This window comes from Bradyrhizobium sp. 155, from assembly GCF_023101105.1.
Classification (GTDB): domain Bacteria; phylum Pseudomonadota; class Alphaproteobacteria; order Rhizobiales; family Xanthobacteraceae; genus Bradyrhizobium; species Bradyrhizobium canariense_D.
This window is the reverse complement of sequence record NZ_CP064704.1, coordinates 5,938,180-5,963,012: the sequence shown is the minus strand read 5'-3', so window position 1 is coordinate 5,963,012 and position 24,833 is coordinate 5,938,180. Positions and strand designations below refer to the sequence as shown.

Sequence of the window (24,833 nt, the reverse complement as noted above, 5' to 3'; positions counted from 1 at the left end):
AATGATGCATGTGACTTGGGGCGCGGAGCTGTGAAGCTGTCAGGCCGACCCGATGCGCTGGTAGAGTTTGCCGGCACGAGCAAGTCACTCAATATTCTCGTACTGGTTGTCAGTCACTTCGCCGCATTTTGAAGCGAAGTAGAGAGTTCCACGGTAGGAACTTCGCGGACGCGGGCAGAGCGTCAAGGGCGCATCTAGCTCCAAAGAAGGTTTGCAAGAGACCGGTCGACAGATCAGCTCGGGCGGGCCAGGAGGAGAAAGTTTCCGCGCCAGCCGACCGCAGCCGTGACGATTGCGGCGATGACGATCTTTCCAGCAAGCCACGCCGCCGGTTCGCTCGGCGCATGACTGAGCGATCCGATCAGAATGGCGGCTGCGAGCGCCTGAAGCACCAAGGGCCAGCGCGGGAACGCATCGAACCTGAGGGTAGGGCCAAGCCCGGCCAAGATCGCCGCGAGCGTGGCGATCGAGGCGCAGGTGACTGCCGCTTGGGGTGACAGGCCGGCCCAGACGGCAACCAGGGAGAACGCCGCAACCATTGCCAGCTGCCCGGCAGCAACGAGGGCGAGCCTGGTCGCGAGCTTTTCCAGGTGGGGAACGACCGCGATCGTCGCCTGCAGGTGGGTATGGAGGAAGTAGAAAGCAGCGACCGCCGGCCCTGTCGCCAGGAAGCCCTCGACGCTCTCCCGCGGGACCAGGATGCGGGCCGCGTCCGGAATGAAGGCGACAAGCCCGCCCAGCAGGACGAGGGTTGTGCAGATCATGAACTCGAACATGTGCCGCGCCGATTGTCTCGACTTCGTGGCGCTCCCGTGCTCGAAATCATTGACCACTTCAGGATAACTCACGGTGTGGATCGCCGCATTGAGGACCCAGAAGGGACGTTGCAGCAGGTCGAGCGCAATGGAAAATCCTGCACCGGCTCCTGTGGCGCCGAGTCGCCCGACGACGATGATACGAAGCAGAACCGGCACGGACAAATGGATCACGGACGCGCCGGCTGCAAGCATGCCGTAACGCGAGAAGTCCTTCCAGTCAGCCAGCATTGTTCGCAGCGACACGCGATCCAGCGGCGTGCGATATGCGATGAGACCGGCAAGGAGCCCAAGCAGGTGACCCAATGCGATGCCGAGCAGCGTTGCTTCGGCCGTGCCTGAGATCATTCCGCCCGAGACGGCCCCGCCCAAAAGAGCCGTCGCACGCAAGGCAAGAAGGCAGGAGGCGGTCCCCAGCCGGTTCGACAGTCGTACCGACAAGAAGTACAAATCGGTCGAGCCCTGAAGAACGGCCACGCTCAGGCCGAGGACGACCAGCCGTGGCGTGAGGCCGCTGACCAAGGAGGCGCAGCTCCCGACCGCAACGAGCGCGCCGGCGCTCATGAGGGCCGCCGCAAAGAGCGACGATCTCAGTCGAGCCGCCTCGCTCTCCTTGGCGGCCGCAAGAAAGCGCAGCCCCGCGAGCTGCAGCCACTCGAACATGAGGACGCAGAGCAACTGGCTCGAGGCCATTGCGAGAGAATAATTGGTGTAGTCGGCGGCAGGCAGCAGGTGACTGATCACAAAGATCAGGATGATCGCTGCTGCGCTTTGGTAAACGTAGCCGGCGATCGCGAAGAGACGTGTCATCTCGGAATGAAGCTACTCTTTGCCACCGCATGCGCTTGTGGTACCCCGGCTATTGCCGGGCGCACGGACGACATCCGTCGCTGACGCAGTTGTTCATACAGGTTCTTGTACGACGACAATACGTCGGAAAAGATCCACTTGTTCGTGTCGGCGATAAGCCGACGGCTGATCTCGTCGATCTTGTGCGGGTCCGCGGCGATTTCGCGCATGCTCGTGGCCAGGGATTGTGGATCTGCTTCGGTCAACCACCCGGTTACGCCATGCTCGATCGCCTCCGGCATGCCGCCAAAGTGCGTACCGAGCAGCGGTCTGCCCGCCGCCTTGGCATCGGCGACGACGAGCGGGCCCGGATCGTGCCAGATGGACGGAGCGACCACGACGTCGACTTGCCTGTAGAATTCATCGGGAGACACGAATCCCATGAACTCGACCCGTGCATGCGGCGCCAGTGCTCTCAGGCGCTGTTGTTCCTGATCGCCCAAGCGGCCGGCAATCATCATCCGGATCCGATCGGGCGGCAGCATGGCCAGCGCTCGCATGAGATTGTCGATGCCCTTCTCCTCGGTGATCCGTCCGATGAAGCCGAATGTCACTTCCGTCGTGCAGACAGGCCGCGGGTAGGGTGAGCGCGGCGGCTCGGTCGAGGCATTGCGGATGACGGTGCGGATTGGCGTCTCGGCAAACATGCCCATATCGGTGTGAATGGAGAGGACGCGCTCGCTGACGCCGACCACGGCATCGAGCCAATGCGTCGCCCGTTTGCGGTGGTACGTCAGGATCCCACAGCTCGTACAGGTGTGTTCGCAGGAGCGGCCCTTGTCGAAGCGGGAACAGCGTGGACACGTCAAATAATAATCATGAAGCGTATGCAGGACCGGAACTCCGAGCTTGGCGGCTACCCGCCAGATCGCCGTGGTCAGGCCCGATAAATTATTGGAATGCAGAACGTCCGGCTTGAAAGCGCGAATGCGCTCCGCGATCATCGGGGCCTGGATCTGCCAATCGTCGATCGCATGCCAGATGCTTCGTTTCACGACGTTCTTTTGCTCCGTGAACGGCGCATAGACGTTTTGCACCGGTGCGGAATAGACGTTGATACCGTTGCATAATTCACGGCCCTGCTCGGGTGCGGATGCGGCGCGCACCACCTCGACCTCGTCGCCGCGCTGAGCCAGGCCCTCGGCAAATCTCCGCGCGAAGATCTCTGCTCCGCCGACGATCTTTGGTGCCTGCGGGGTCGGATAAAGCGTGGATGTCAAAAGGATCTTCATCGCGTCAACCTCTTTGTGCCGATCCGATTACCGTGCCGGCCGTATATCCAGTGCGGGAATGGCGTCATTATTGGCGGCGATCAGCACCGGCGTGCTCGAAACCGGCAGCCAGATCCCGGAGGCTGGCCTTGCAGTTGCATCGCAGGGGGCCGCGAAAGTCGCCCCCGGCAGATCGCCTCTGATCCGGACCTCGTAGCGTCGATCCGGATCCTCGGACCAGACCGCGATCTTGCCGCCGGTGGTCGAGGATGCTCCGATCGACATCACCCCGTTGGCAAGGCTTCTTCGTTCGGCGGTTAGAGTGGAACGGACGAATGCCCAGGCGCCACGCGCCGCGCAGGCTACGGGTTTGGGCGAATTGTCGAAACCGTAGAGGCCAAAATTGTCCTCCAGCTCGGCTGGATTCTGACCACTATTTTTGAGCTCATAGATCCACATCCCCTTGAGCCAGCGCGCCGCTGTCGAGGCCCACAGGATGAGCTGTGCCGTGTTATCGGCCTGAGCCTGCTCGCTGACACCACATTTGTTCGCAGCCGTGGTCCAGCCAGTCTCGGTCACGTAAATGGGGAAGTCGGGATTGCCGCTCGCTTGGCCGACCAGTCGATGGAACGCCGTGAGCCGGTCGATAATCTCGGCCGAATTGCGCTTCGCCGGCGCCATGCAGAAATTGTAGAGATGAATCGAGGCGCCATCGGCGTATTGAAGGATGCCGGTTTGCAGCATCTTCTCCGTCCACGTCCAACCGGGATCGTCGCCGATCGCGCCGACGACGAAAGGTGCATTCGGCACCGCCTGCTTGACCGCGGGCCGTGCTACCTTCGCGAGGGCCAGGTAGTTGTCGGCTGAGAATGAAGGGTCCTTCTTGGCTGCCAGATTCCACTCGTTCCAGAGTTCGAAGATCGGGCGCTGCGGCGCGACCGATCGCGCGGCCGCTGCCGCATAGTCCGCGAACCGCTGCCGGGCTTCGTCCGTCGTCGGAGGCGATGAGTTCGGCACGAGGTGATGGCCGAATGCAAGGATGAGGAGCGGCCGGGCGATGCCGGACTGAACCTGCGCGTCGAGCCTGCCCAACCGCGGCGTGAAGCCCATCCGACGTCCCGGCAATTCGAAATCAGACCAGGGAAAATCGTCGCGGAAGGCGTTAAAGCCCAGTTGCTTGATCTGGCTGACGTTCACGGAGGGCACGTAGCCTCGCGAACTGACCGGCCCTCCCAGTCCCTGATGGGTGCCGATACCCAACAGGAATCTGCTTTCAAGCGTCTGAGCCTGTTGAGCGCATGCCGGGACAGACAGAGAAACAGACGCGATGAGGCTCGCGATCCAGAGCAGCCTGTTGCGACCCAAGGTGCGGTGGCCTGCCATCGCCTGGATCATACCCGTCATCATTTCTCGCCTGCCGCAACTCACCTCAAAAAGGCTTCGAGAGGTCCGATTGCAGTGCCACGTTCTGCTCGACTCCGCTCTTGTTGTCGTCGAGGAGTTCGACATAGACCTGATGCAATTGGCGGTGTGTCTTCTGGACGTCATAAAACTGCTTGAAGCGATCGTAGCCGCGTTGCCCCAGGACCTTGAGATCCAGATCGAGCATCCGTCGGAAGCCGTCGATGAGAGGTTGAACCGCAACAGGTTCGCAAAGCACGCCGGTGACGCCGTCAACGACGATTTCAGGCAGCGCTCCGCTGTGGAAGGCCAGGATGGGCTTGGCCGCGCGCATCGCTTCCAGAGCGACGAGGCCGAAGGCCTCCCATCGTGACGGGATGACGACGAGATCGGCCGCCTCCAGCTGAGCCTCGATCTGCTGACGATCCAGCCAGCCTAGCAGCGAGACGTTGGCGGGAACCGCAGCTCCGTCGAACTTGTTGACCACGGAGGCGCCGACAATGCGAACATCCAGGACATCTTCGAGGGATCGTGCGGCCTCGATCAGGAGGTCGAAGCCCTTTTGTCGATCAAGACGGCCAATGAAAAGGACCTTGGCCTTCTTTGAAGTCCAATCTGTCGCAGCGCCGTACGGCAGTGGGCGGCTCTTGGAGATGCCATTGTGCACCAGGGTCAGACGGTCGGTCGGAATTCCCGCCCGGACCGCTTCATTGAATTCATCGCCGGAAATGCAGATGATACGATCCGACGTGCGGGCCAGAAGAGTCTCTGCAGCTTTTGCCGCCAGATGGCTCAGGCGGCCGGTCTCTCGCGAGAACGCCCAGCCATGCGGGCAATAGACGACGCGAGGACCTTCGGAACGAGCCGCCAACGCGGGCCTGAGAACGAGTCCGGCAAACGACGAATGGAGATGCATTACGTCGGGTTTGAAGGCGTCGAGCGCCTGCATGCTCGCCCGCAGCATCTGAAATAGTCCGGCGATGCTGCGGCCCGATCTGTCGAAGGTCGTGATCTGGCTGTCATCGATTCCGACGAGGTCGTGGCGATGATCCGATGGCACAACATAGTGCACGTTCTCCGCGCCGAAGCTCGCTTGCTGCTGCGGATGCAATTCGTTCAGGTAGCTCGCTATCCCACCCCGGATGGTTTCCGCGACATGCAGCACCTTCACCGCCTGCCTTGCGGAAGATTGAGTTGGGAAGATCGACATGGCGCATCCTTAATTGAGCATCAACGGATGCGATCACAATCCATCCAATCCATAGCGAGATTTGGGCAGCGGTGTGGTGTTGTTGCGCCGCGATGTCGAAGCTCTCTTGCTTCGAAGTCGAACGTACACACGGAACTCGTTGGATGGCGGCCGTTGTCGCCGCTATGCGCGCGACGCGAGAAAATCCAACAGTGCTCGCGCCGAGTCTTGCCACGAATATAATGCAAGACGATCTTGTTGCTTTCGGCGCTCCTGATCAGAGATTGCGCCGATTGCCAACCTTTCGAGCATAAGCTGTTGCAGCGCTTGAGCATCGTTGGCGCAAAAATAAGCAGCTGCTTCGCCGCACGTTTCCATCACCGCGTCAGCCGTCGAGGCTATGACCGGACAGCCGAAGATCATGGCTTCAAGTGGCGGTACACCGAAGCCCTCGTATAGAGAGGGAAAGACAAACGCCAGAGCGTGCGCATACAGAGCTGCAATCTCGCCATCCGCCATGCGTCCTGCCAGAAGCAGGCCCGATTCGCTCTCGCCCAGATTGTCTTGAAATACCTTGCTGTTATCTCCGCCGACAATGACGAGGGGAACGTCCTTTCGTTCGAGCAGCCGCGCCGCCTCGATTGCAACGGCGAGATTCTTGTTCTTGGTTCTGGAGCCGACAAAGAGAAAATATTTTCCCGGCTGAAGCCCTAATCGTTCGAGAATACCGTGATCAGGCGTTGTGGACGCGAAATGCTCCGCGCTGTTGGGGAATATCGGAATGTCCGTTTTCGAAAGGCCAAGCATTGCAGCCAATTCATTGCGAGAAAAGGCCGATACGGTCGCGATCGTGGCCCGCCGTGCAAGCAGGCGGCCCATCGTGCGGTGGACGGCCAAATAGCGCCAATTGAAGAAATCGGGCCGGCGGAAGACCTGTGCGTCGTGGATGACGACGATATGATCGCCATGAAACACAGGTCCGGCATTGGCCAGACTGATCAGGCGACCTCCAGCGGCGGCGCGCGCAAGTTCAATCTGATCCCAGGCATGTCCGCTCAGCCGTCCTATCTTGCGTACCTTGATGTGGGCGAGATTGATCGCTTCGCTCGTCTCGCTCGGCACGAGCAATTGCCACTCGGCTCCTCTGAGGGCAGCGGGCGATTGGTCGGACGCAAGCAGGGCATCGATCGCTTTGACCAGTTCGGCGGCATAACGCTGAACGCCGGTCAGCTTTTGCGAGAGAAAGCGGCCGTTGATGAAAAGCTTCAATTTTGTGCCGTTCGGGTTGTCGATGCCACAACGCGTGGGTCGCGATGTGTGCTTTCGAACCAAATGTGAGCACGGAAAGAAGCAGCCCGAAGGCACGGAATTATGACGGCATCGGCCGCGTGATCGCGCTGTTCGTTCGGTGCTCCCCGGGAACACTTGTTGAAAGTCTTCCCGGGCAGCCGGGAGCCTTTTATGGACGCGCGCCTGATGTTGCGTCGGCAGGCAGAGGGCGCTCCCGTCTGGTTAACTTGGGGAAGGCTGACATCCGAAGCGCCCGGCATTAAGCTTGCCGATGCTAGGGGGCTGTTCTCCAATGCTGAACCCTTGCCTCTACCGGTTCAGTCTGGCAATGCGGTATATGAGGACGGACAACGGAGTTTATTTTGGCCCCCGTGGTGGTTACCGGCGCTGCCGGCTTCATCGGCATGCATGTCTGTGAGCGCTTGCTTGCGCGCGGGGAACGAGTTGTCGGCATCGACGCAGTGACCCCTTACTATGATCCCGCGCTCAAGCGCGCTCGCCTCGAGACGCTCAAGCATGAGGCTTTCACATTCCACGAGATCGATCTTGCAGACTTCGCTGCGGTGACGCGTGTGTTCGACGAGGTCTCGCCCGACCGCGTAGTGCACCTTGCGGCGCAGCCCGGCGTGCGCGCATCGATCGACGATCCCATCACCAGCATCCGCGCCAATTGTGATGGCTTCGTCACCGTGCTCGAAGCGGGCCGGCGCCACGGCCTGGCGCATCTCGTCTACGCCTCGTCGAGCTCCGTGTATGGCGCCAATCGCACCTTGCCGTATTCGACCGAGCATTCGGTCAATCATCCGGTCAGCCTCTATGCCGCGAGCAAGAAGGCCAACGAGCTGATGGCGCACACGTTCGCACATGTTCACAAGCTGCCGGTGACCGGACTTCGCTTCTTCACTGTCTATGGTCCATGGGGCCGGCCCGACATGGCCGCCTGGCTCTTCACGCGCGCGATCTTTGCGGGTGAGCCGATCAAGCTTTTCAATAATGGAAATATGTGGCGCGATTTCACCTATGTCGACGACATCGTCGAGGGCGTGATCCGCACCCTTGATCGTCCCGCGACGCCGAATCCCGCGTGGAACGCCGAGCAGCCGGAAAACTCGTCGAGCTATGCGCCGTATCGCGTCTATAACATCGGCAACAATTGCTCGGTCGATTTGATCGAGTTCGTCGAGACACTGGAGAAGATCATCGGCAAGCCCGCGATCCGCACGCTTTTGCCGATGCAGGCAGGCGACGTCCTCGAGACGCGCGCCGACATTTCGGCCCTGCAACGCGACGTCGGCTTCACGCCCTCGACGCCGCTGGCGGATGGCTTGGGCCGCTTTGTCGAATGGTACCGAAATTATCACCGCGTATAAACCCCTCTCTTGAGTAGCTCACACCTGTCCCAAAAAATTATCCCCCTGATCATGTGCGGCGGTGCCGGAACGCGGCTGTGGCCGGCTTCGCGCGAGGTGCGCCCCAAGCAGTTCCTGCCGCTGTTCGGCACGCGCTCGACCTTCCAGGATACGCTGTTGCGCGTCTCGGAGGCCTCGCTGTTCGATCGCCCGATCGTCATCACCAATGCCTCCTACCGCTTCATGGTGCTGGAGCAGCTCGCCGAAATCGGCATTGAGGCCGACGTGATCCTCGAGCCGATGCGGCGCGATTCCGGGCCTGCGATCGCAGCTGGCGCGGTGTTCGCACAGAACCGCGCCAGTGAGGCGATCGTGCTCGCGCTCGCCGCCGACCATGTGGTGCAGGACAATGCGGCCTTCGTCGCGGCGTGCCGCCAAGGCCTCACCGCCGCGAACGCCGGGCGCATCGTCACGTTTGGCGTCAAGCCGGAGCGGCCGGCGACCGAATACGGTTATATCAGCCCGGGCGAGGTCATCTCAGGCGAGGTGCACGCGGTCGCGCGCTTTGTCGAGAAGCCGGATGCGGTGAAGGCAGCCGACTACGTCAATTCCGGCTATCTCTGGAACAGCGGCAACTTCATGTTTCCGGCCAGCGTCCTGCTGGACGAATACCGCAAGGTCGATGCGGCGAGCGTGGAGACCATCTCCAATGCCGTGACCAATGCCGGCCGCGATCTCGGCTTCGTGACGCTGGAGCCCGAGGCGTTCGGCGCGGCCAAGGCGATCTCGATCGACTATGCGGTGATGGAGAAGACCGCGCGCGCCGCGGTCGTGCCGGTGTCCTGCGGCTGGTCCGACGTCGGCTCCTGGCACGCGGTGTGGGAATTGTCGGACAAGGACGCGCAAGGCAATGCTTCGCATGGCAGTGCGGTGTTCGAGGATTCCCGCAACTGTAACGTCACCACCGACTCTGCGCTGGTCGCGCTCGAAGGTGTCGACGATCTCATCGTGGTGGCGACCGCGGACGCAGTGCTGGTCTCGCGTCAGAAGGATGCCAACGGGCTGAAGCGGCTGGTCACGAAACTCAAGGCGGTCGCACCGAAGGTCACCGAGGAGCACCTCAAGGTGCATCGGCCCTGGGGCAGCTACCAGTCGGTCGACAATGGCGAGCGCCACCAGGTCAAGCGCATCGTGGTGAAGCCGGGCGGGCGTCTGTCGCTGCAGAAACACCATCATCGCGCCGAGCACTGGATCGTGGTCCGCGGCACCGCCCGCGTCACCGTCAACGACACCGTCAAAAGCGTGCACGAGAACGAGTCGATCTACATCCCGATGGGCGCGGTGCACCGGATGGAGAACCCCGGTAAAATCATGCTGGAGCTGATCGAGGTCCAGACGGGAAGCTATCTCGGGGAAGACGACATCATCCGGATTGAAGACGACTATCAGCGCTCTTGAGCAGAATGTCGCTCCAACATTCCGCGAACATTTAGAAATTGTCCTGCGAATTGCGATGATCGGAGCAGGCTGTTATGACCGACGACACGCACACAATCCGCTGCGGCGGGCTCGCCGCGACCATCAAGGCGCAAGGCGCGGAGATGTGTTCGCTGGCGAGCGATGCCGGCATCGAGTTCGTTTGGCAGGCGGGGGCGGCCTGGCCGCGCCATGCGCCGCTGTTGTTTCCGATCGTCGGGCGTCTCGCCAATGACGAATTGCGGCACCGGGGCAGGACCTACCGGATGACCCAGCACGGCTTCGCGCGTGACAGCCGCTTTGCGTGGATGGAACGTGGCGAAAGTCGCTGTATCCTGGTGCTCGAAGACAGCGAGACGACGCGCGCGCTCTACCCCTTTGCGTTCCGCCTGACGGCAACCTATGCGCTCGACGAATCCGGTCTCGATCTTTCACTCGTGGTCGCGAACACCGGCAAGGAGATGTTGCCGGCCTCGCTCGGCGGCCATCCCGCTTTCAACTGGCCGCTGCAACCAGGACTGGCGAAGGAGAGTTACGCGCTGAGCTTCGCGAACGCAGAGCCATCCCCCGTCCGCCGTCTCGACGGCGGCTTGCTGCGTCCGGCAACGGAGCCGAGCCCGGTCCAAGGCTCCGTGTTGCCCCTGTCAGAATCCCTGTTCGTCGACGACGCAATCATCTTCGATCGGATTGCGAGCACTTCGGTCCGCTATGCCGCGGAGCAGGGCGCGTCCACCGGGCCGTGGTTGAAAATGTCATGGCGCGGCTTTCGCGAGCTTGGCGTCTGGTCGAAACCGTCGGGCGCGCCGTTCCTCTGCATCGAGCCCTGGCGCGGCTATGCCAGTCCCACCGGCTTCGACGGCGAATTCACTGACAAGGCGGGCCTGATGCACATCGCGCCCGGGACGGAAGAGCAATTGTCATTTCGGGTTGAGGTTGGATCGTCCTGAGGCCGGACGGCCTTCGCGCATCTCGAGTTCTCAGACCTCGATCCGCGTGAGGTCCTCGCCGAGCACGACAGGACCCGCGTAGTCCCGCCTGACATCCGCGAGCAGCGCATTCAGCATGGAATCATCGGTGCGAGGCCGGTGATGAGTCAGCGCGAGCTTCTTGACGCCGGCCTTGGCCGCGACCTTGCCGACTGTATCGCCGCAGGCGATCGTGAATTTCGCAAGCCGGCGCAGGTGCTCGTTGTCGATCTCCGGCGTGGCGAGAAAGCAGCACTGGACCAGCAGATCGGCCCCCTCAGCCAGTCGTTCGAGACCGGGGCACGGCACCGTATCGCCGGAAATTGCGATGACCTTGCCTTCGGCCTCGAAGCGGTAGCCGAGGCACGTCCAGCGTGCGAGGAAGGCCGGCGACATGTCGAGGCCGTCGCCATGCGAGACGAGTTCGGCACTGATCTTCCAGCGCCCGGTGTCGAGAACGGGGCCCGGTATAATGTCGGTCGCGACGACAGGTTTCCAGCCGCCGAAGCTCGGCTCGCCCTGATCGCGCCAGGCGATGTCCTTGTCGTAGACCTGCGTGACCAGCGTATTGACGAGCCGTTCGGTATCCGGCGGTCCATAGATGCGCAGATCGTCCTTGCGCCCGTGCAGCCATGAATTGAGCATCACGTCGTAGAGGTCGCCGATGTGGTCGAAATGGTGATGGGTGAGAAAGACCGTGTTGATCGAGCCGAGCGGCACGCCGGCCTTGCTGAGCTGCACCATGACGCCGCGGCCTGCGTCGATCAGGATATTTTCTCCGCCGAGCCTGATCAGCGTTGTCGTCGCCATGCGGCGCGGGTCCGGGCGCGGGCCGCCGGTGCCGAGCAGGATGACTTCCATGGCGCCACCTCCTGGGGCAGACTTTTCGGGCGTTACAGTAGATTTGAAGCGTTTGGCGAGGCAAGCGTCCGTGGGACGGCCGTCAGCCCCCACAACAACCGCTTGTGCGGGGCCCCCGAACACGATGCGCGGGACGAGAAGTGTGGGCCAATTCATACTTAATTCGGCCAGATCGTGACCAATGTTGTTTGGGCGCGATAACGCGCCTAGTGTTGCAGCAGGCAATTCGAGGGGGCTCGAACAGTCGTGAATGTACGTTCACAGGACGGCGCGCTCGGCGACCTGAGCATCCAGGCCAGTTCGCAAGCACACAGGACATCCAACATCGTGGCTGATTCCGCAGTTCAGGAATTGCGTGTCGCTGGCCGCGAGCGGCCGATCGTCGTCGAGGACGATCCGGTGACGCGGACGATGCTGGTCGGCTATTTCAGCGAGAACAATTTCGACGTGGTCGGCGCCGGCTCCTGCGCGGAATGCCGCCAGGCGCTGCGGACGCGGACCGATCTCGTCTTCCTCGACGTGCAGCTGCCCGACGGCGACGGTTTCGATCTCGCCAAGGAGATCCAGGCGACCAGCAACGCGGGCATCATCTTCGTGACCCGCCGCGACACCGACGTCGATCGCATCCTCGGCCTCGAGGTCGCGGGCGACCACTACGTCACCAAGCCGATCGATCTGCGCGATCTGCTCGCGCGCGCGCGAAGCGTGCTGCGGCGGCGCTCGATCGACCGCAAGGCGGCGCGCAACCACAATTCGATCGCCTTCGGCGACTGGATCATCGACCTGACGCGGCGCGAGCTGCTCGGCAGCGACGGCAAGCCGGTGGCGCTGACGCGCGCCGAATTCGACCTGCTCGCGGCGCTCGTCGGTGCCGACGGCAGGCCGCTTAGCCGCGACTATCTGATCGAGGTCGTCAGCAATCGCCAGGCCGAGGTCGACATCCGCACCGTCGATGCCTTGGTGGCGAGGCTGCGCCGCAAGCTCGTCGGCAGCGGCACGCCCGTCATCACCACGGTCACCGGCGTCGGCTACAAGCTCGCGCTGAGCGAGCGGCTCTAGAAGCCGGGCGCAGCACGAAACGGTGCCGGCTGAGCCGTCGGGTTCAGCCACTGAAGCCGACCAGGAACCGAATGGCGAGAAAGGCCGACAGCGCCACGGCGCCGGTCGCGAAGATTGCAAACAAAACTCTCAAACTATTGTGCATGATCTCTATTCAGGTTCGGTTTCAAAGTCCGGTTTCAAAAATGTCGTTCGTCCAATCGCTGCTCGTCTCAAGGCAGGCGACTCTAATTCTATTGGCGTGATGCGACCCGTTTCCACTTGGCTTCGACGCGAGCCTTGATGATGCGGACCCGGGCTTCCTGTGCTGCCCAGTATGCCCTGCTCGCGACCGCCGTGCCTTGACCGTAACGTGCGTAAACGTCCTTCGGCTGTGCCGGTCTGTTTTGATTGTGCGCTGATTTCTGATTGTGCGCCGACTTCGAGACGGTGGGCGCCGGAGTTGGCGCCGGTGCCACATCTGGGACGGCGGCAGCCTGGTTTCCCACATTCGTCGAGTTCATGGCGACAAGACGATTGCGGGCGCGATTACAGTAGACCTGGGAGCGCGGCGTCATGGACTCCTCGTCATGACCGGCTCGATATTTCATCAGGGCGCGGCAAAGGTCCCCGCCTGCCAGGCGCCATGCGCGGCTCAGATAGAGAACGCCATAGTGGATGTTGATATCGGGCTCTGCGAGCTCTGCGTTATGTCCCCGAAATCCGAGCATCGCTGCCGTTTCGGGTCGAATTTGCATGAGGCCGATCTCGCCGACGGCGCCAATGGTGCCCGGATTGTATCCGCTTTCAACGAAGACGACGGCCTCCGCGATGTCGGCGGGCAGATCGGTCCTGGCCGTTTCTCTTTCGATAATTTTTCGAATCGCCGCCCGCGAGGCCGGCGTCTCTCCAGCGCCGAGATCTGCATCGTGACCGCCAGCCGCCAACGCCGGTTCCGCGGCGTTCAGAGCGCTGCCCTGAGCGTGCACGGAGGTGGATGCCAACCAAAGCACAGCGATCGCAACGTGTGTCCACGCCGCGCGGGCATTGATGTGTGTTCGATCCCGCAGCATGGACATGTATTATATCTTTCGAGTTAACAACCGATTTTCTGGCGGCCTGGCTCGGACGGCGCGACCGGCCAGCGGCGCAATGAAGCTATCGCGACCGCGAGCTCTGGTCGGTTGATGTGCTTGGCGCAGCCCCGGCCAATTTGTCGTCGACCGCATAGAGTGTGCAGGTGGGTGACCATTTTGTGCAGGCGCCAAGTGAATCGCGCTGGGCGTCGTCGGCGGTCGCGCGCCCCGTACGCCAGCCGTAACCGCCGTTCGGCGACACCGCAAAAGCCTTGTGCGGCATCGTGCTGGCGAGATAGCGCGCGAACTCGGCCCGCGCGGCCTCGCTGAGCTGGCCCGGCGGCGGCAGCGGATCGGGCGGGCTCAGGACGTCGTGGCCGAGACCTCGCTCGCGCAGGAAGGCGTCGAGATAGGGCGTCCATTGCGGACGGCTCACCACCGAATAGAGATAGTGGCCATCGTCGCCGTAAGGCGGCGCTGCGACGAATTTCGCGTTGCCGCCGCTGGCGCGAAATCCGTCATGGAGGCGGCGCGCGAGGTCGGGACCGAAGTACGAATCGTTGGCGGCGTAGACCCACAGCATCGGCGCGCGGGAGGTTTTGCCGAACGTGGCGAAGGCCTGCACCAGCCCGTTCGGATTGCAGACGTCGTCATCGTCGCGCGAGCCGCGCCCGCCGGCAAAGCTGATCGCGGCGGCGAGACCCGCTGGCGCCTGCGCGGTCAAGGCGACAGTGGCGAACCCGCCGGCGGAATGGCCGGCCGCGATCATGCCCGAGGTGGTGACGTCGGCCCTGCGCACCATCGCCTCGATCGCCGCGCGCAAATCCGCCACCGCGACCGCCGCCGCCGGCAGATAAGCGGCATTGGCGCAGCCGCCGACGCTGTCGACGCGCCCGCCGGGCGAGGTGCCGTAGCCGCGCCGCATCACGATCAGCGCGGCGAAACCGCGCCGGGCATATTCGAGAGCGATGCCGTAATATTTGTGCGCGGACATCGTCGCGCGATCGTCGAAACTGCGCGGCGAGCCGTGGCTGAGCAGCGCGAGCGGATAGCGCTTGGTCCCGGCTGGCCGGACCAGGAACGCCTCCAGGCCCTGCGGTCCGGCCTCGGCCATCGGGATATGCAAGTCCTCGGTGTAGAACTCCGCGGCCATTGCATCGGGCACGATGCCAGCCGTCGCAAACCAGGCCATCAGAACAACCAAGAGCCTCTGAAACAGCGTCATGCCCCGACTCGAAAAGCCCCGATCAAAAGACCATAGCATGATCCCAGGAACGGCCGCCCCATCGCGGGTGTTGTGCTCTTGGCGGGGGCTTGGCCGATGCTATGGTATCGCGCAATTCTACGACAGGACGAGGTATATCCAGTGGCTGATGTTCATCCCGCGGCGGGCAAGCAGGCCTCGCCGGACGCGCTCACCAACGTTCCGCGGCTGGTGACGGCCTATTTCGCCGGCAAGCCTGATGTCGCCGATCCCGCGCAGCGGGTGGCGTTCGGCACCTCCGGCCATCGCGGCACCTCGTTCAAAACCAGCTTCAACGAGGGCCATATCCTCGCGACGACGCAGGCAATCTGTGATTACCGACGTGAAAAGGGGCTGACCGGTCCGCTCTTTATCGGCATCGACACCCATGCGCTGGCCGAGCCGGCGCTGGTCAGCGCCGTCGAGGTGTTCGCGGCCAACGGCGTCGACATCATGATCGACAAGGACGGCGGCTACACGCCGACGCCGGTGATCTCGCATGCGATCCTGACCTACAACAAGGGCCGCACCTCCGGCCTTGCCGACGGCGTCGTCGTCACGCCTTCGCACAATCCGCCCGAGGACGGCGGCTACAAATACAATCCGCCGCATGGTGGACCGGCCGACACCGACGCGACCTCCGTGATCGAGAAGCGCGCCAATGCCTATCTCGCCGACGGCCTCAAAGGCGTGAACCGCATCGACTACGCCAGGGCACGCAAAGCCGCGAACGTCCACGCCTATGACTTCGTCACACCCTATGTCGCCGATCTCGGCAACGTGGTCGATCTCGACCTGGTCAAATCCGCCGGCGTGAATATCGGCATCGATCCGCTCGGCGGCGCCGCCGTGCATTACTGGCATCCGATCATCGAGCGCTACGGCCTGAAGGCAACCGTGGTGAACGAGGCGATCGACCCGACGTTCCGTTTTATGACGGTGGACTGGGACGGCAAGATCCGCATGGACTGTTCCTCGCCTTACGCGATGGCGAGCCTGATCGCGATGCGCGACCGCTTCGACGTCGCCTTCGCCAACGACACCGACGCCGACCGCCACGGCATCGTGACGCGCACCGGCGGCCTGATGAATCCGAACCATTATCTCGCGACCGCGATCTTCTATCTGTTCGCGCACCGCCCGAACTGGGGCAAGGGCGCCGCGATCGGCAAGACGGTGGTGTCGAGCTCGATCATCGACCGCGTCGCGAAAAAACTCGGCCGCAAGCTGGTCGAGACCCCGGTCGGCTTCAAATGGTTCGTCGACGGCCTGCTCACGGGCGGCTTCGGCTTCGGCGGCGAGGAGAGTGCAGGCGCCTCGTTCCTGCGTCGCGACGGCACGGTGTGGACCACCGACAAGGACGGCATCATCCTCGGCCTGCTCGCGGCCGAGATCATGGCAAAGACCGGCCGCGATCCGAGCCAGCTCTTCAACGATCTCACCGTCGAGTTCGGCGTGCCCCATTACGCGCGCATCGACGTCGCCGCCACCACGCCGCAGAAGAACATCCTGAAGTCCGTCACGCCCGAGCAGTTCGGCCTGAAGGATCTCGCCGGCGATCCCGTCCGCGCCACCCTGAGCAAGGCGTCCGGCAACGGCCAGCCGTTCGGCGGCATCAAGGTCGAGACCGATTTCGGCTGGTTCGCCGCAAGGCCGTCAGGCACCGAGGACGTCTACAAGATCTACGCGGAGAGTTTTCGCAGCCCCGAGCACCTGAAGGCGATTCAGCAGGAGGCTCAGACAGGGTTGGCGAAGGTGTTCGGGGCGTAGTCGTCGAGCCAAAGCGCCGCTGCCACTGCTCCCCCGGGGGGACTCGCCGCATCAACAGGTGTCATCACCCGCGAAAGCGGGTGATCCAGTACGCCGTGGCGCCAGTTGAGTAAACCAACAACCGCCGCGGAGTACTGGATTCCCCGCTTTCGCGGGGAATGACAGCGGAACAGATTTGTATACACGATGCGAGATAAAGGTATTATAATACGCTCCCATCCGCCCTTGAACGATTCCATTCCTCCGCTATTGTATACATAACGTATCCACAAGCCTTGGGAGTGAACCGGTGACAAAACCCTTCCCGATGAACGCCTGGTATGCCGCCGCCTGGGACGCCGATGTGAAGCCGGCACTGCTGCCGCGGACGATCTGCGGCAAGCACGTCGTGATGTACCGCAAGGCCGATGGTTCGGTGGCTGCGCTGGAGGATGCCTGCTGGCACCGCCTGGTGCCGCTGTCCAAGGGTAGGCTCGAAGGCGACACCGTCGTCTGCGGCTATCACGGCCTGAAGTACAACGCGCAAGGGCGCTGCACCTTCATGCCCTCGCAAGAGACCATCAACCCGTCGGCCTGCGTGCGCGCCTATCCGGTGGTCGAGCGTCATCGCTACATCTGGCTCTGGATGGGCGATCCCGCGCTGGCGGATCCTGCGCTGGTGCCCGACCTGCACTGGAATCACGACCCCGCCTGGGCCGGCGACGGCAAGACCATCCACGTCAATTGCGACTATCGCCTCGTGCTCGACAACCTCATGGACCTCACCCACGAGACCTTCGTGCACGGCTCTTCCATCGGCAACGAGGCGGTCGCGGAGGCGCCGTTCGACGTCACCCATGGCGAAAAGACGGTCACGGTGACGCGCTGGATGCGCGGCATCGAGGCGCCGCCGTTCTGGGCGAAACAACTCGGCAAGTCCGGCCTCGTCGACCGCTGGCAGATCATCCGTTTCGAAGCGCCCTGCACCATTGCCATCGACGTCGGCGTGGCCCCGACCGGCACCGGCGCGCCGGAAGGCGACCGCTCGCAGGGCGTCAACGGCTTCGTGCGCAACACCATCACGCCCGAGACCGAGAAGACCTGCCACTATTTCTGGGCCTTCGTGCGCAATTATCAGCTCGGTGAGCAGCGCATCACCACCGAGATCCGGGACGGCGTCTCCGGCATTTTCCACGAGGACGAGCTGATCCTCGAGGCGCAGCAGCGCGCGATGGACGAGAACCCGGATCGCATCTTCTACAATCTCAACATCGACGCCGGCGCGATGTGGACGCGCAAGCTGATCGACAAGATGGTGGCAAAGGAAAATCCGCCGCAGCATCTTCAGGCCGCGGAGTAAGCCGACATGGCCGAGCGCGAGGTCGACCGCTCCGTCTCGCAGACCGTGAAGGCGCAGCTCGCGCTGCGCGACCAGCTCCTGTCGGGCTCGTTGCGCCCGGGCGAGCGCATCTCCGAGCTCCAGGCGGTGGAGACCACCGGCGCCTCGCGCACCCCGGTGCGCATGGCGCTGGTGCGGCTGGAGGAGGAGGGCCTCTTGGAGGCGATTCCCTCCGGCGGCTTCATGGTGAAGGCGTTCTCCGAGCGCGACATCTCCGATTCCATCGAGCTGCGCGGCACGCTGGAAGGGCTCGCCGCGCGCTTTGCCGCCGAGCGCGGCGTCTCCGCGCGCGAGCTCGAGCCGCTGAAGGAGTGCCTCGCCGCGATCGACGAGTTGTTGCGCCAGGTGCCGATCTCGGTCGATGCGTTCTCGTCCTATGTCACGCTGAACGCGCGCTTCCACGCCCTGCTCACCGAATTGTCGCGTAGCCCGCCGCTGATCCGGCAGATCGACCGCGCCTCGTCGCTGCCGTTTGCGTCGCCGAGCGGTTTCGTGATGGCGCAGTCGGCGCTGCCCGAGGCACAGCAAATCCTGATCATCGGGCAGGAGCACCACCGCGTCGTGATCGACGCCATCGAGAACCGCGAAGGCGCCCGCGCCGAAGCGGTCATGCGCGAGCATGCGCGGCTCGCGGTGCGCAATTTGCGGCTCGCACTGCGCAACCGGACCCATCTCGACCTCTTGCCGGCGCTTGCGCTGATCAAGTCCGCAACCGATTGAGGGCAGTCACCATGCGCTTCATCGAAACCTGGATTCCGGCGACGCTCGTCTCGATGCGCGATCTCGCACCCGGCATCCGCGAATTCCTGATCCGGCCCGACCAGTTCGACGGCACGGCCTATCCGGTCGGCAGCCACATCAATATCAGCGTTACCATCGACGGGCAGCCCGAGACGCGGTCCTATTCGCTGGTCGGGGAAGCCTCGTCCCAGGGTCTAAGGATCGCCGTGCGCCGCGCCGAGGACTCGCGTGGCGGCTCGCGCTATATGTGGTCGTTACGGCCGGGCGCGCGGCTCGACATCACGACGCCCGCCTCGCTGCTCGCCGTCGATTGGGCACGCCAAAACTACTGCCTGATCGCCGGCGGCATCGGCATCACCCCGATCCTCGGTGCCGCGCAGGCGCTGGCCCGGCGCGGCACCGATGTCACGCTGCATTACGCGGTGCGCTCGCGCACCGAGGCCGCCTATCTCGACGATCTCGCCGCAACGCTGGGTGATCGCCTGGTCGTTCACGCCAGCGATGAGGGCAAGCGGCTCGATCTCGACGCCCTGTTCGCCTCGGTGCCCAAAGACACGCTGGCGCTGTTCTGCGGCCCGATGCGCATGCTGGATGCCGCGCGCCACGCCTGGATCGGCGCCGGCCATCCGCTTCCCGATCTCCGCTACGAGACTTTCGGCTCCAGCGGCACGCTGCCGACTGAGACATTTCGCGTGCGCCTGAAGGGCTCCGATGTCGAGCTGGAGATCCCGCGCGAGCGCTCGATGCTGGACGTGCTCAACGCCAGCGGCCACGACGTGATGTACGATTGCAAGCGGGGCGAATGCGGCCTCTGCGCCATCGACGTGGTCGCGATCGACGGCGAGATCGACCATCGCGACGTCTTCTTCAGCGACCATCAGAAGCAAAGCAACCAGAAGATCTGCGCCTGCGTTTCCCGCGCGCGGGGCACCATCACGGTGGACACGCTGCTGCGGGCGGATCCGGTCTGAGGTGAGGTCGTCATGCCCGGGCTTGTCCCGCCTGCGCGGTCGGAGCCGCTTCGGCGAGGCGAAGGCCCGGGCATCCACGTTCTTCGTGCGATGTCGTAGGTGTGGATGGACAGGCCCGGCCGTGACGCCGTGAATGCTTTGGTGGCTACGCCGCGTAGGTCGCCCGCAACTTCTTCGGATCAAGCAGCGCCAGAACGCCATCCGCCGACACCGGCCGGCTGATGAGATAACCCTGCACCTCGTCGCAACCGATCTGGCGCAGATATTCGAGCTGGTCGGCGGTCTCGACGCCTTCGGCGACCACGCCGATGCGCAGGTCGCGCGCGAGCCCAATCACCGATTTCACGATCGCGGCGCAGTCGGGCTGCACCAGCATGTCGCGGATGAAGGACTGGTCGATCTTGATGCGGCTGAACGGCAGCTTGCGCAGGTAAGTCAGCGAGGAGAAGCCGGTGCCGAAATCGTCGAGCGCCACGGTGACGCCGAGCTCCAGCAGCGCGTTCAGGACCGACGCGGCCGAGGCGTATTTCGACAGCAGCATCGATTCCGTGATCTCGATCTCGAGCCGGTGCGGGGCGATCTTCGCGTCCGCGAGCGCCTGCACGATGATCTGGAGGAGGCCGTTGTTGTGAAACTGCGCGGCCGAGAAATTTACGGCGACCCTGATCTCTTCGGGCCACTCGGCAACCGTCGCGCAGGCGCGGCGGACGACCCATTCGCCGATCTCGTGGATCAAGCCGGTTTGCTCGGCGATCGGTATGAATTCGCTCGGCGGCACCAGTCCGCGCTGGGGATGCTGCCAGCGCAGCAGTGCCTCGAAGCCGGTGATGCGGTTGCCGTCGAGGTCGAGGAACGGCTGGAACACCAGGAACAGCTCGTTCCTGGCGACGGCGCCTTCCAGATCCGATTGCAGCGCCTTGCGGTCGCGTGACGAGCGGTCGTCGGCTTCCTCGAAGAAACACACCGTGCCGGGTCCGGCCTTCTTGGCGCGGTAGAGCGCGGTGTCGGCGTTCTTCATGATGTCGAGTTGCGTGCTGCCGTCGCGCGGCGCCAGCACGATGCCGACGCTGGTCGCGCCGACGATCTGGCGACCCTCGATCTGGAACGGTTCGTCGAAGGCCGCGACGAAGCGCTCGGCGATCTCGAGCGCATCCTCCGGCCGCGCCCGATTGGCCATCACCAGCGCGAACTCGTCGCCGCCGATGCGTGCGACATGCTCGGCCGCGCGGGTGCAGCGTTGCAGGCGGCTCGCGATCTGGACCAGAAATTCGTCGCCGGCGGGATGGCCGAACTTGTCGTTGACCTCCTTGAAACGATCGAGATCGAACAGAAGCACCGCGAATTCCTCGCCGGACAGAGCGAGCCGCTTCAAGGCTGCATCGAGCGTTTCGTTGAACGCGACGCGATTGGGCAGATGGGTCAGCGAGTCCTGCCGCACCGTACGCTCGGCCTCGATCTGCCGCATCACGCGCCGTGCGAACGCGATCGAATTGACGAACACGCTGCGCAGCAGCACTGATCCGTAGACGACCACCAGGAAAGCGATCAGCAGAAACGCCGGATCGCCATTCCTGCCGAGGCAGATCGCGATGCCAGCGAAGATCGGGGCCGTGAATGCGATCGCGGCGATCGGGATGGTGGCGAAGGCCAGCGCGCCCCCCGCCAGCATCCCCGAGCAAAGGCAGGTGATGACGAGCTGCCCGCCCGTTGAGGCATTGACGAAGAATGCGACCGGAACGGTGCCCCAGGCGGCGCCGAGGATGAAAGCATTGCGCACCAGCCGATGCATGGCCCGGCGCGAGACGAATTGCGGTTTGGTGATGCGGCGCGCGGCATGGGATTGCAGGCCGAACGCGATCGCGGCGCCCGCCACGATGGCGGCCCAGATCAAGGCCAGCTTCAAGTCCGGCGAATGCCACAGCGCGACGACGAGTACCCCGGCGTTGCAGGCATTGGCCAGCATGATGCCGACCGAATAGCCGAGCACCAGCGACATCTGTTCGGCGCGGATATGGCCGGCGACGGCTTCGTCGGTTACGGGACCGCCAAAGGCCGACAGATCGCCGGCGAACAGCCGCGCGAAATAGCTGGTCGTTTGAGTCCGCATTCCAGAGCCTAGCAGCATGGGCCGCTTGTCCGGCCCGGTCAGGAGAATTCGCTGCAAACCTTTGACGAACTATGAATTATCCAAACTTGCGACGATTGCTCTGACCACTTCTGCGTGTTCGCGATATTGTATCGATAACAAATCGATACAAATGCGGCGCCTCGCGTTACGGCTGTGACGGGAGGCTATGTTCGCTACCAATTCCGCTGTCATGCCTCGCCTTGTGCGCACTTGCGCACTGGGGCGGGGCATCCAGTACGCCGCGGCCTATCGGATCAATCACGCCTGTCTCGGAGTACTGGATCGCCCGGTCAAGCCGGGCGATGACAGTTGTGCTTCAGGCATCACCGCCCCAACTGCTTCGGATCGTAATAGAACCGCTCTTCGATCAACTGATCGCCCCGCCAGGTCTGCCATGCGATCTCATCCAACGTTCGGATGATGCCTTCGGCATTGGTGAAGCTGAATCTCCAGCGCGTCGCGACATGATCCCCTTCGATCAGGCTCGGCCCAATGCGCACCGCCTTGACCTCCTTGAAGGCTGCCAGCACGCCGCGCTCCTTGGCGGCGAGCTTGTCGCGTCCGACCACGGGATCGCCCTGGTTTTCATAGGTGGCGGCGTCCGGCGTGTAGTAGTCGAGGATCGCCCCGACGAAATCCCCGTCCTCCAATCGTTTGGCAAAAGCTTCGACGACATCACGGCTCGGCATGGTGCACCTCACGAATAAAACCGACTGTTGGTCGGTAAATACCGACCGACGGTCGAAAAGTCAACTGGCTGTCCTCGTCCATTTCGACTACAGCAGACCCATGGCGAAACAGGCGGAGCGGCGGGCTGCGACATCGGAGGCGATCCTGACGGCGGCGCGCCGCCTGTTCGGGACGCAAGGCTTTGTCGCGACGACGATGGACGAGATCGCCGAAGCCGCCCACGTCGCCAAGGGCGCGGTGTATCATCACTTCAAGACCAAGGAGGCGGTGTTCGAAGCGGTGTTCAATGAGGTCTCGCGCGACCTCGTCGCCGAAATCGACAGCACGGCCCGTGCCGAGAAGGACGTGCTTGCCGCGATGGTCGCCGGCACCCAGCATTATTTCGCCGCGACCGCGAAGGGCCCGACCGGCCAGATCATCCTGCGCGACGGCCCGGCCGTGCTCGGCTGGGAGCGCTGGCGCGAGATCGACGCCAAACATTTCGGCGGCAAGCTGCCGCGCGCGATTGCGGCGGCGATGGAGGCCGGCCTGATCGCGCGGCAGCCGGTCGAGCCGCTGGCCCGGCTGCTGCTCGGCGCGGTAACGGAGGCCGCCGTCGCCTGCGCCGGACGCGCCGATATCGCAAGGGCGGGTGCGGAATATGCCCGTGCGTTCAGGTCGCTGGTCGAGGCGCTGCGCGTGGCTGCATGATCGTGCTAAGTGATGATTGGAAACGCCCGTCAACAAAAAGAACAGTAGCGCATGAACGCAACTTCCTCCCTGACACCCTCCGACCCTGAATTCGACTACATCATCGTCGGTGCCGGCTCTGCCGGCTGTGTGCTCGCCAACCGGCTGTCGGCCAACGGCAAGCACAGCGTGCTGCTGCTCGAGGCAGGCCCGAAGGATTCCAACATCTGGATCCACGTGCCGCTCGGCTACGGCAAGCTGTTCAAGGAAAAGACCGTCAACTGGATGTACCAGACCGAACCGGAGCCTGAGCTGAAGGGCCGTCAGGTGTTCCAGCCGCGCGGCAAGACGCTGGGCGGATCGAGCTCGATCAACGGCCTGCTCTATGTCCGCGGTCAGCACGAGGATTACGACAGATGGCGTCAGCGCGGCAACGCCGGCTGGGGCTATGACGACGTGCTGCCCTATTTCAAGAAGGCCGAGAACCAGTCGCGCGGCGCCGATCAATACCACGGCAGCGGCGGCCCGCTGCCGGTCTCCAACATGGTGGTGACCGACCCGCTGTCGAAGGCCTTCATCGATGCCGCGGTCGAGACCGGTCTGCCCTACAATCCTGATTTCAACGGCGCCACCCAGGAAGGCGTCGGCCTGTTCCAGACCACGACGCGCAACGGCCGCCGCGCCTCGACGGCGGTGGCCTATCTCGGCCCCGCCAAGGCCCGTCGCAATCTCAAGATCGAAACTGGCGCGCTTGGCCAGCGCGTGCTGTTCGAGGGCCGCCGCGCGATCGGCGTTGAATACCGTCAGGGCGCCACATTGCGCCGCGCCCGTGCGCGCAAGGAGGTCGTGCTGTCGAGCGGCGCCTACAACTCGCCGCAGCTGCTCCAGCTCTCCGGCGTCGGACCCGCCGACCTCCTGCGCAAGCACGGCATCGACGTCGTGCTGGACGCGCCGGGCGTCGGGCACGATCTCCAGGACCACATGCAGGTCCGCATCGTGATGCGCTGCTCGCAGAAGATCACGCTGAACGACACCGTCAATCATCCGCTCCGCCGCACCATGGCTGGCGCGCGCTATGCGCTGTTCCGCAAAGGCTGGCTGACGATCGCGGCCGGCACGGCGGGCGCGTTCTTCAAGACCAGTCCGCGGCTGGCCTCGCCCGACATCCAGGTCCACTTCCTGCCGTTCTCGACCGACAAGATGGGCGAGAAGCTGCACGATTTCTCCGGCTTCACGGCGTCGGTGTGCCAGCTCCGTCCCGAAAGCCGCGGGTCCTTGCGCATCAAGAGCGCCGACCCGACAGTGCCGCCGGAGATCCGCATCAACTACATGTCGACCGAGACCGACCGCACCACCAACGTGGAAGGCCTGAAGATCCTGCGCAAGATATTGCATGCACCGGCGCTGAAGCCGTTCGTGGTCGACGAGTACGATCCCGGAGCGAAGGTGTCCACGGATGCCGAGCTGCTGGACTATTGCCGTGAGCGGGGCAGCACCATCTACCATCCAACCTCGACCTGTCGTATGGGCAATGATGCGCTCGCGGTGGTCGATCAGCGGCTGAAGGTGAGGGGCCTCGAAGACCTCCGAATCGTCGACGGTTCGATCATGCCCGATCTCGTGTCGGGGAACACCAACGCGCCGATCATCATGATCGCCGAAAAGGCCTCCGACATGATATTGGAGGATGCGCGGTAAACTCGCGTCTTGAGAGGATTTGGGC

20 protein-coding genes are annotated in these 24,833 nt (G+C 63.5%); 10 read left to right on the top strand and 10 right to left on the bottom strand.

The features are described from left to right. Positions 1–233: 233 nt before the first annotated feature. From IVA93_RS28815 to IVA93_RS28795, 5 genes are all read right to left on the bottom strand, one after another. Positions 234–1,625 (bottom strand): hypothetical protein, encoded by a 1,392-nt coding sequence (locus tag IVA93_RS28815; RefSeq protein WP_018458847.1) that lies wholly within the window; start codon positions 1,623–1,625, stop codon positions 234–236. Beyond that, positions 1,622–2,896, bottom strand: coding sequence for a glycosyltransferase family 4 protein (locus IVA93_RS28810; protein ID WP_018458846.1), 1,275 nt, complete (start codon positions 2,894–2,896; stop codon positions 1,622–1,624). Before IVA93_RS28810 ends, IVA93_RS28815 begins: the two co-directional genes overlap by 4 nt. Before the next feature lie 27 nt (positions 2,897–2,923). Beyond that, on the bottom strand, positions 2,924–4,384 hold the full coding sequence (locus IVA93_RS28805; protein WP_247363631.1) for a cellulase family glycosylhydrolase: 1,461 nt from the start codon (positions 4,382–4,384) through the stop codon (positions 2,924–2,926). Continuing rightward, complete coding sequence (locus IVA93_RS28800; protein WP_210350951.1) at positions 4,305–5,486, bottom strand: glycosyltransferase; 1,182 nt, start codon at positions 5,484–5,486, stop codon at positions 4,305–4,307. The genes IVA93_RS28805 and IVA93_RS28800 overlap by 80 nt, the downstream gene beginning before the upstream one ends. Positions 5,487–5,648: 162 nt before the next feature. Next, positions 5,649–6,734: a glycosyltransferase family 4 protein gene (locus IVA93_RS28795; protein ID WP_085349966.1), complete on the bottom strand. Its 1,086-nt coding sequence runs from the start codon at positions 6,732–6,734 to the stop codon at positions 5,649–5,651. 383 nt (positions 6,735–7,117) lie between these two features. Between IVA93_RS28795 and IVA93_RS28790 the strand changes: the two genes are divergently transcribed. The 3 genes from IVA93_RS28790 (at position 7,118) to IVA93_RS28780 (ending at position 10,527) form a co-directional block, all read left to right on the top strand. Then, positions 7,118–8,125: an NAD-dependent epimerase gene (locus IVA93_RS28790; protein WP_026233673.1), complete on the top strand. Its 1,008-nt coding sequence runs from the start codon at positions 7,118–7,120 to the stop codon at positions 8,123–8,125. Positions 8,126–8,149: 24 nt separating this feature from the next. Next, positions 8,150–9,562 carry a mannose-1-phosphate guanylyltransferase/mannose-6-phosphate isomerase gene (locus IVA93_RS28785; RefSeq protein WP_247366991.1) on the top strand — a complete coding sequence of 471 codons (1,413 nt, stop codon included), beginning with the start codon at positions 8,150–8,152 and terminating at the stop codon, positions 9,560–9,562. 74 nt (positions 9,563–9,636) lie between these two features. After that, on the top strand, positions 9,637–10,527 hold the full coding sequence (locus IVA93_RS28780; protein WP_018455030.1) for an aldose 1-epimerase family protein: 891 nt from the start codon (positions 9,637–9,639) through the stop codon (positions 10,525–10,527). Between the two features lie 30 nt (positions 10,528–10,557). On the opposite strand, the gene IVA93_RS28775 is transcribed toward IVA93_RS28780, so the two are convergent. Then, on the bottom strand, positions 10,558–11,406 hold the full coding sequence (locus IVA93_RS28775) for an MBL fold metallo-hydrolase (protein ID WP_018455029.1): 849 nt from the start codon (positions 11,404–11,406) through the stop codon (positions 10,558–10,560). A gap of 246 nt (positions 11,407–11,652) precedes the next feature. Here IVA93_RS28775 and IVA93_RS28770 point away from each other — a divergent pair, with 246 nt between their 5' ends. Beyond that, on the top strand, positions 11,653–12,465 hold the full coding sequence (locus IVA93_RS28770) for a response regulator transcription factor (protein WP_247542163.1): 813 nt from the start codon (positions 11,653–11,655) through the stop codon (positions 12,463–12,465). 233 nt (positions 12,466–12,698) lie between these two features. On the opposite strand, the gene IVA93_RS28765 is transcribed toward IVA93_RS28770, so the two are convergent. Both IVA93_RS28765 and IVA93_RS28760 read right to left on the bottom strand, forming a co-directional pair. Continuing rightward, positions 12,699–13,517, bottom strand: coding sequence for a transglycosylase SLT domain-containing protein (locus tag IVA93_RS28765; protein WP_039799270.1), 819 nt, complete (start codon positions 13,515–13,517; stop codon positions 12,699–12,701). An 85-nt stretch (positions 13,518–13,602) separates the two neighbouring features. Beyond that, complete coding sequence (locus tag IVA93_RS28760; protein ID WP_247366976.1) at positions 13,603–14,745, bottom strand: alpha/beta hydrolase family protein; 1,143 nt, start codon at positions 14,743–14,745, stop codon at positions 13,603–13,605. Between the two features lie 141 nt (positions 14,746–14,886). Between IVA93_RS28760 and pgm the strand changes: the two genes are divergently transcribed. The 4 genes from pgm to IVA93_RS28740 all read left to right on the top strand — a co-directional run bounded on the left by pgm (position 14,887) and on the right by IVA93_RS28740 (position 19,623). After that, on the top strand, positions 14,887–16,533 hold the full coding sequence (gene pgm, locus IVA93_RS28755; RefSeq protein ID WP_018455025.1) for a phosphoglucomutase (alpha-D-glucose-1,6-bisphosphate-dependent): 1,647 nt from the start codon (positions 14,887–14,889) through the stop codon (positions 16,531–16,533). A 289-nt stretch (positions 16,534–16,822) separates the two neighbouring features. Further along, positions 16,823–17,872, top strand: coding sequence for an aromatic ring-hydroxylating dioxygenase subunit alpha (locus tag IVA93_RS28750; RefSeq protein WP_247789281.1), 1,050 nt, complete (start codon positions 16,823–16,825; stop codon positions 17,870–17,872). Between the two features lie 6 nt (positions 17,873–17,878). Further along, a complete protein-coding gene (locus tag IVA93_RS28745; RefSeq protein WP_007595257.1) occupies positions 17,879–18,631 on the top strand; it encodes a GntR family transcriptional regulator in 753 nt (250 codons plus the stop codon). A gap of 11 nt (positions 18,632–18,642) precedes the next feature. Then, on the top strand, positions 18,643–19,623 hold the full coding sequence (locus tag IVA93_RS28740; RefSeq protein ID WP_085349959.1) for a PDR/VanB family oxidoreductase: 981 nt from the start codon (positions 18,643–18,645) through the stop codon (positions 19,621–19,623). Between the two features lie 145 nt (positions 19,624–19,768). On the opposite strand, the gene IVA93_RS28735 is transcribed toward IVA93_RS28740, so the two are convergent. Further along, positions 19,769–21,730, bottom strand: a complete 1,962-nt coding sequence (locus tag IVA93_RS28735; protein ID WP_247789280.1) for a putative bifunctional diguanylate cyclase/phosphodiesterase — start codon at positions 21,728–21,730, stop codon at positions 19,769–19,771. Positions 21,731–22,074: 344 nt separating this feature from the next. Next, on the bottom strand, positions 22,075–22,440 hold the full coding sequence (locus tag IVA93_RS28730; protein ID WP_018455021.1) for a nuclear transport factor 2 family protein: 366 nt from the start codon (positions 22,438–22,440) through the stop codon (positions 22,075–22,077). A 100-nt stretch (positions 22,441–22,540) separates the two neighbouring features. Here IVA93_RS28730 and IVA93_RS28725 point away from each other — a divergent pair, with 100 nt between their 5' ends. Together IVA93_RS28725 and IVA93_RS28720 are read left to right on the top strand one after the other, a co-directional pair. Further along, positions 22,541–23,131, top strand: a complete 591-nt coding sequence (locus tag IVA93_RS28725; protein ID WP_018455020.1) for a TetR/AcrR family transcriptional regulator — start codon at positions 22,541–22,543, stop codon at positions 23,129–23,131. Positions 23,132–23,182: 51 nt separating this feature from the next. Continuing rightward, positions 23,183–24,808, top strand: coding sequence for a GMC family oxidoreductase (locus IVA93_RS28720; RefSeq protein WP_018455019.1), 1,626 nt, complete (start codon positions 23,183–23,185; stop codon positions 24,806–24,808). The last annotated feature ends 25 nt before the right edge of the window (positions 24,809–24,833 follow it).